Origin of the sequence: Eubacterium oxidoreducens (assembly GCF_900104415.1) — a bacterium.
Taxonomy (GTDB): domain Bacteria; phylum Bacillota; class Clostridia; order Lachnospirales; family Lachnospiraceae; genus Eubacterium_C; species Eubacterium_C oxidoreducens.
The window spans coordinates 25,791-32,001 of the sequence record NZ_FMXR01000023.1 but is presented as its reverse complement, the minus strand read 5'-3'; the positions used below and the strand labels follow the sequence as shown (position 1 = coordinate 32,001).

General features: G+C 35.1%; 6 protein-coding genes. 2 read left to right on the top strand and 4 right to left on the bottom strand.

All coding sequences use genetic code 11. The features are described from left to right. Together BLS20_RS12735 and BLS20_RS12730 are read left to right on the top strand one after the other, a co-directional pair. Window positions 1-243 (top strand): transposase domain-containing protein (locus BLS20_RS12735; RefSeq protein WP_143010277.1); only part of this gene is annotated, 243 nt, incomplete at its 5' end. 42 nt (window positions 244-285) lie between these two features. After that, the gene (locus BLS20_RS12730) at window positions 286-951 is read left to right on the top strand and encodes a hypothetical protein (protein WP_090174741.1); all 666 of its coding nucleotides are present in this window, start codon (window positions 286-288) and stop codon (window positions 949-951) included. Window positions 952-981: 30 nt separating this feature from the next. On the opposite strand, the gene BLS20_RS12725 is transcribed toward BLS20_RS12730, so the two are convergent. Genes BLS20_RS12725 through BLS20_RS12710 form a run of 4 tightly spaced genes read right to left on the bottom strand, consistent with a single transcriptional unit; the run spans window position 982 to window position 6,166 of the window. Then, a complete protein-coding gene (locus BLS20_RS12725) occupies window positions 982-2,055 on the bottom strand; it encodes an acyltransferase (protein WP_090174740.1) in 1,074 nt (357 codons plus the stop codon). Between the two features lie 5 nt (window positions 2,056-2,060). Further along, window positions 2,061-2,531 (bottom strand): GtrA family protein, encoded by a 471-nt coding sequence (locus BLS20_RS12720; protein ID WP_090174739.1) that lies wholly within the window; start codon window positions 2,529-2,531, stop codon window positions 2,061-2,063. After that, on the bottom strand, window positions 2,509-5,229 hold the full coding sequence (locus BLS20_RS12715; RefSeq protein ID WP_090174738.1) for a YfhO family protein: 2,721 nt from the start codon (window positions 5,227-5,229) through the stop codon (window positions 2,509-2,511). The genes BLS20_RS12720 and BLS20_RS12715 overlap by 23 nt, the downstream gene beginning before the upstream one ends. A gap of 7 nt (window positions 5,230-5,236) precedes the next feature. Continuing rightward, window positions 5,237-6,166: a glycosyltransferase family 2 protein gene (locus tag BLS20_RS12710; RefSeq protein WP_090174737.1), complete on the bottom strand. Its 930-nt coding sequence runs from the start codon at window positions 6,164-6,166 to the stop codon at window positions 5,237-5,239. Between the last annotated feature and the right edge of the window lie 45 nt (window positions 6,167-6,211).

Here is a 6,211-nt window from a genome sequence, read left to right as displayed (position 1 = left end):
GGCTTCTGCATAGGCAAGAAGAACTGGGTGATGATTGATACTGTTGCAGGCGCTAAGTCCAGTGCAATCGCTTACAGTATTGCTGAAACAGCAAAGGCAAACCACTTGAAGCCTTATGAGTATTTCAAACACTTACTCACAGTAATTCCTGATCACATGGATGATACGGATCGAAGCTTCCTAGAAGAACTTCTTCCTTGGTCAGATGAATTACCAGCTGAGTGCAGAAAACCAATGAAGTAAATGTCACGACTACGGGCGTGACTTAATTAAAAGGAGGTACCGGTGGTTTACCGGTTACGAAATTATAGTGAATGCATGGAGTATTATAATACCGATCATCATTGGACGGTTACATCTGCATTTAACGCATCTGGAATAATTGCAGATGAACTAGAAGATTTATATGGCATAGATTTTGAAGGGCATGACCAATACAATGATTTAAAAAATTATGATACCGTGACATATGAGAATTGTTTTTTGGGATCAATAGGTATTAAAGTTGGTCCATATTTTGCAGGAAGAGATGATTTTACTATATATAATCCGAAATTTCAGACTGATTTTACATTTGAACATTACATAAATGATGAATTAGATTTTGAATACTCGGGAGATTTTTGGGAAACATTTGTTGATGCAGATATGTTAGAAGATGATAATTATAATAATAAATATGATGTAAATATGCATGGAGCATATGCCGAATCCAGAATATGTAACAAAAAAGCACAGAATAATTATAAATGTCTTTTGATTACGCATTCATATGGAAGGGCAATGGCTCAATACATGTGCATGGATTACAGTGAGCTAAGATATCTAGATCCTCAAAAAGGAAGATATAACGGAAATCTTATCGAATATATAAAAGAGTATCAGCCGGATATCGTAATATATATGTATAATGATCTCGTTAATGTGGGTGATGGCTACTGGGAGGAGTAAAAATGCGATTCAGCAGCTGACTGTAGGCTCTTACGTATAAATCACCTTCAGCCACTTTAGGCCTTTAAGTTTCGACAATTTAATAATCACCATCGAAATGATAAGCGTAAGCACCACAACCAAAACATAACGCCATAATCCGTTATTGAATTCTATATGATTTCTAATGAAACTTCTAAATAATAGTTCATTGACCAGCGGATGCATATAAAACAGCAAATAGCTCATCGAACGAACCATGCTATATCCTTTCCGATCTTTTAGCTGTACTTGTAGTACAAACGAAAACAAAAACATACATGCCGGCATTAAAAACAAATACATATCATGTTCTTTTATCATTCTGTGTTCTTCAAGTCCATACACCTCGAAGTATAACACAATCATTGAACCAATGAACCCCGCCAGCGAAATCCATTTCCCAATATGCACCTTACAAAAAGCAAAACACATTCCAAGCGCCACAAAGAAAAAACCATCAAACACACCATTTCTTGTTGTTATAATGATTTCCAAAGCTCTATATGCAATATGACAAAGTTCAGGTGCTACTTGTTCCACCGACTTAAGAACTCCAAACCAAGATTGGCCAAGTAGTCCAATCAAATATAACACCGTTGAAATAACAAGTATTACCATCGGCTTTACCTTTATCCATAATAAAAAGGCAACCAATAAAACGGCAACTATAAGGGCTGGCAAATACCATAAATGAGTATAGCTCCCTGAAAAAGCAAGATTTTTCCCCCATAAGATCCATGCCTTCTTAGGCCCTATCGGATCATTGTAAATAAAAGTCAATTTAAGCGGAAAATATATAATGGTCCACACAAGATACAATCGCAAAATTCTTAGCACATATCGAATAGGCCGCTGCATCGAAAAATTAGCGACACTCATTTTTTGAAACAACAAAAATCCGGATGCTGTAAAGAAAAACGGTACCGCAATTCTCGCAATATACTGCTTGAAAAAATAATTTCCACCTATAACAAATTCTGATTGTCCCTCGCCAAACATCTTCACATGTATCATCACAACCAATATGGCACATATAAATTTTGTAACATCAATCGCGTTAAAATGCGACGATTTCCCCTCCACTTTAATTACCCCCTACTTTTTTTATTTCGAAAAACAAACAGTTTACTGATTACATAATTTAGTACAATTACTACAATCTGTGCTACTACCTTCACTAGCACACCATCGCTATGAAGATACGAAATTCCAACCCAAAGGATTACTTCTTCCACAACAAGCGTAAATACACGCCCCCCAAAGAAAGAAAGCATTTCAATCAATACCTTGAATCTTGAATGGTGCTGGCTCTGAAACACCCAGATTCGGTTTGTTATATATGCAAACATTACTGCTAATATCCATGAGAACACATTAGCAATCAAAGCATTCATCCCACATACTTTGTAAAACAATGCATAGGATACTACGCTTACAATGAATGTTAATCCACCAAAAAACAGATACAATAATACTTCTCTGTTTTTTTGATAAAACGATTCGAATATATTAAAAGGTTTTTTATGAAATAACCTATCAAAAAAATCTTCTTGATGCATTATTCTCTCTCTTTCTTTTTTTCTCAAAAAAAGCAACACATACAAATATAATCACACCAACAATCGAAATTGCCAATCCTGTTCTAAGTCCGGGCGATTTATATTCCATGTATATCTCATGTGTCCCTTCATCAACAACAAGTCCCATAAAATCTCCCGCAAGATTTTCTATTTCTACCTCTTGACCATCTATATAAGCTGACCAATACTTCTCATTAGAAATACTCAAATATACCAGACCGCTCTCATCTGCATCTATCGTACCACTAATTACATTTCCTTCACAATTTAGATCAGTATCTCCGCCTTCTTGAAGTGTTGCAATTGCCGACTCAAATACGTTTTTATCCAGACTTGCCGCATATACCGTATGCTGTCCCGTAGTATCACTCTTATGTTCGATTGAAATTACAATCTCATCACCGGCATTATAATCTCCCACATACATACTGTTTGTTAGAAATCTTGTACAACAATCCTGTACAACTTCTCCGTTAACATAAAAAGCACAATTTTGTTCATAATAATTAGAATGAAGATTAGTTCCATCTAAAAATACATATACGGGTCCATCCGCTTGAACAGATAAAGTGTATGTCTCCATTCCATCTACCGTTCCTTCATACTCCGGCTCAATTGATTTATATACATCTGCATTTTCACCTAACATAGCCGACAAGAACAATTCCTGATTTTCATATGGATTTGTACCAAAGTCAACCGACTCTGTCATTGCATCATTGACAAAATATCCTAATGGTAATGCATAGGAATTCCTCAGAACCTTCTGCCCATAAAACTCATCTTGACCAAATTCCGTATATCCATAGATTTCATCTTCAAACTGGATATATCTCACAGATAACAACGAATCCATCAAAAGTGATGGACTATTCCAATATGTCTCACAAACAAACAAATCTTTTCCCGGAATATCAGAATATCCAACATTTTTCAAAAACTCATCAACTTTGATATCATAGGCGGAACTATAGTTTTCAATACTATTATAGCCATAAAGCAAAGACTCACCCGTAGCTACCTCTCTATCCATTTGCACAAGATAACTATTATTTTTTTCGAAGCGATAAAAAGCTCCATCTGCATCTTCATCTAATACTTCGAGCAATTGTTCAATATCATTCGTATACTCGGAAAAAGTATCTGTTTCAATTGAATATTCTTGAAATGAAAGATGTTCATTATATCCGGTTTCCAAAAAAGCAAATGCCATCAAGAATATAACTATAATAGGCTTTATAAACCTTGATTTCCAATATACTCTAAAAATAAGCAATGCCAATCCAATTAAAAACGCTATAACATATACGAAAATCAAAGCTTTAGAAGCTCCCAATTCACCACACGCTGCTAGCAATCCCACAATAACTGCAGTAATAACGACCGCTATAATAGGGGTACGTTTTTTTAATTCCCCATTTTGCGCGCAATATACCACACGACCTGCGATAAAAATCATCGAAAATCCGAACACAAATGCAAATCGGAAATAATAAGAGGTACTTCTAACATAAGCTGTCCATATTAGTTCTATATCCTGAAACATAAAGCTCATTATTAAAAGCGCTAATAAAATTGCTGCACAAATCTTCTCTTTCCATAAAATGCTTTTACAAATAAAAAAACAAACAACAGCAACGCAAATTAATGTCCCACAAAAAATAATCGGAGCATCTTGTCCATTTCCAGCTGCCGTCACCTCAAAACCACTTAAAAAATGTAAAAAATCAAAATGTATTATTCCGCTGATTCCCACTCTATAACCAGTTGCTTTGCCGCTGACAAGACCACTTAAGGATGGCATCAATACAACTGCAGATGTAATTACCCCCAAAAGCATTACCATTATAAATTGTAAAATTCTTTTTAGCGCCTCACCTTTATTGGCAATCCAGTGAACGCCATATCGTACTATTAACTCATAAGCAAAAAGCAAAATTGCCATTAAACACACCATGTATCCCGTATACCAATTACAAACAATTGATAATGACACCGAAATCCATAACAATTTCCAACGCTTTTTGTTGACCAATGCCCAAACACCTAGAGCAACAAGAGGAAGAAATATTACGCCATCCAACCACATAATGTTTCGACAATAATATACGCAGTACTCCATTAACGCATATGAAGTTGACAATATAAGCGCTCCCCATAAATTCAAGTCATATCTTTTTTTTAAAAAAATATGACTTGTCACACCGCAAAGCCCAATTCGTAGAACCGTCATAAACACTAAAAATTGCGGAATCTGTGCTTTTTTAAAAAAGATTAAAAGAATATTTAAAGGACTTGAACAATAAAATCCAATTATGCCAAATATCTGTCCACCAAGTGACTTTGCTGTCGAATAGTCAATGGATGTATTACCGTGGAAAACATCCCAAAGGTAACCATAGTAATCCTTATGCTGAAGAAACTGATCCCATATAAACATGGATTTACTTCCAAATGGCATTATGTTATTAATTGCCATAACCAGAAGCGTAATAAGCACCGGCACGCCAAAAGCGATTACATATCGTAACTTCCCAATATTTTTTGCGCTTATTTGAAACTTTTCTTTAATCTGCACTGACCTTTTTAATCCAAACACGAATTTTCTTCCTCCGCTTAGCCAAATACTTACCATCAAAAAACAGGAAAAATAATATCTTCCTGTTTTTATCCACATTATCTATTTATCTCTTACTTGTATCATGAAGACGAATAAGTTCCATTTCAAAATCTCGTTTTCCTTTTTCTTGTATATTTGACAAAATCAATCCCGTAAATACTGACATAATTGCAGCAATTAAGGCAAACCCACATACCACCAATGTCGGAATACGAAGCACCAATCCCGTTCGAAGATATTCTGCAAATACCGGTATAAAAAATCCGACACTTAAAGCCAAAAGAATCAACGCAATTATGGAAAAGAACCCTAATGGCTTATAAAAACGGAATAATCTAAAAATCGTTCTAAGTACTTTAAATCCATCCGAATAAGTATTTAACTTAGACTCACTATCCTCTGGTCGATCTCTATACTCAATGATGACATTTTCAACATACATATTCTTATCAATTGCATGAATTGTCATCTCTGTTTCGATTTCGAATCCTTTTGATAATACCGGAAATGTCTTTACGAACTCATAACTAAAAGCTCTATACCCTGTCATAACATCTCGAATATCACTTTTAAATAATGTATTAATGCTATTACGTACAACCGTATTTCCCATATTATGAAAAGGTCGCTTATTTTCTTCAAAGTATGTCGAAGACAGGCGATCACCAACAACCATATCTACTTGCTTTTCTAATACAAGTTTCGCCATTTCACGTCCGTTTTCTGCCGGATATGTATCATCACCATCAATCATGATATAACATTCCGCATCGATTTCACGAAACATACGACGAATCACATTTCCTTTTCCTTGCATATATTCGTTGCGAACAATTGCACCATGTTCGAGCGCAATTTCTGCTGTTCGATCTGCAGAATTGTTATTATATACATAAATTATAGCTTCTGGCAGCTCTCGTTTCCAATCATCAACTACTTTTCCAATTGTTTTTTCTTCGTTATAACATGGAATAAGCACCGCTATTTTATCCATAAATTATCCTTTCAAATTTTCTGTGTAGTTTTCTTCCTACACCTA